This window comes from Cryobacterium sp. MLB-32, assembly GCF_000738085.1.
In the GTDB taxonomy this organism is placed as follows: Bacteria; Actinomycetota; Actinomycetes; order Actinomycetales; family Microbacteriaceae; genus Cryobacterium.
Window position 1 is genome coordinate 1 of record NZ_JPRS01000769.1, and the last position, 1,033, is coordinate 1,033.

The 1,033-nt window shown below is 61.6% G+C and carries 1 protein-coding gene; it reads left to right on the forward strand.

Features of this window, described 5'->3' with window-relative positions:
• Positions 1-617 precede the first annotated feature (617 nt).
• A partial coding sequence (locus tag JF66_RS21295; protein ID WP_156110003.1) for a hypothetical protein occupies positions 618-1,033 on the forward strand: 416 nt, incomplete at its 3' end.

A 1,033-nucleotide genomic window follows, 5' to 3' on the forward strand; every position in this document is an offset into this window, starting at 1 on the left:
CACCCAGCCGCCGACCACAAGGCCATTGCACTGGAGCACTTCACTAATTTCGTGTAGCCCCACCCACACCCAAAGGCGCAGAATGAAACTTCATCAAGCCAAACAACACCACAAAAGCAGGCTATCTAAACTTGGGATTTGGTCCCGCATGAGGCCGGTAAGCTAAGCAGCTTTCCGCACCTGTGGGGCGACTTAGATGACATTACGGCCAATCCCCCAACCACGCAAATCAGACCCCCTTTTCACGACGTCCCGGGCGCGTCGCCCCACCAACAGGACCCGAGACCTCGACCAACGGAAGGGACGAGCCACGTCACGAGGTCTCGATCGCTCCTTCGTCGCGCCTCGACCAACGGGGCTTCGACCGGCGAAAGGGGCGGCCCTCCGTTGCGCCTCGACCGGCGGACTGGGCGGCCCTTCGTCGCGCCTCGACCGGCGACGGGATCGACCGGACGGATGCGCGATCCCCGAAAGGGGGATGCGGTGTCCTCATTCATGCCGACTGTGGGGTGCGAAACCCGCTGATACATTGACGAAATAGGGCCAATCGGGCGCCGAACATTGCGTCCAGACAGGACGCAGTGCGTCACAACGCCGAGCGATTGAGGAGCAACCCCATGAGGATTACCTGCCCATACTGCCATTCGGACGCAAGTCTCACGCCCAATGCTGCGTACATCGAGCATGGACCGCTGCCCCTGTATGCCCTCGCCTGTACAGGATGCGACCGTTCCAGCGTTCGGCGTGACAATCAGGAGATGCTCGTGGCCGCACTCGTGGGGAGCCGCCACGGCAATGGAACCCACGAACTCACCGTGACCGAGGAGCATGGCGGCTTGGTCTACTTTCATACCGATCCGACGGGTCACAACCTTCCGAGGCTCGCTCACTCGGATCTCCTGGAATTCGTCACCCGCAGCATCGGTGCCGCACACTCGTTCACCCTCCTGCTGCGCACGATGGAAATTGGTGCGCGCTTCGCCTCACCTCACGGCAATATCCCGTATAGGGCAGTTCGCGGCTGGGTCGTGGT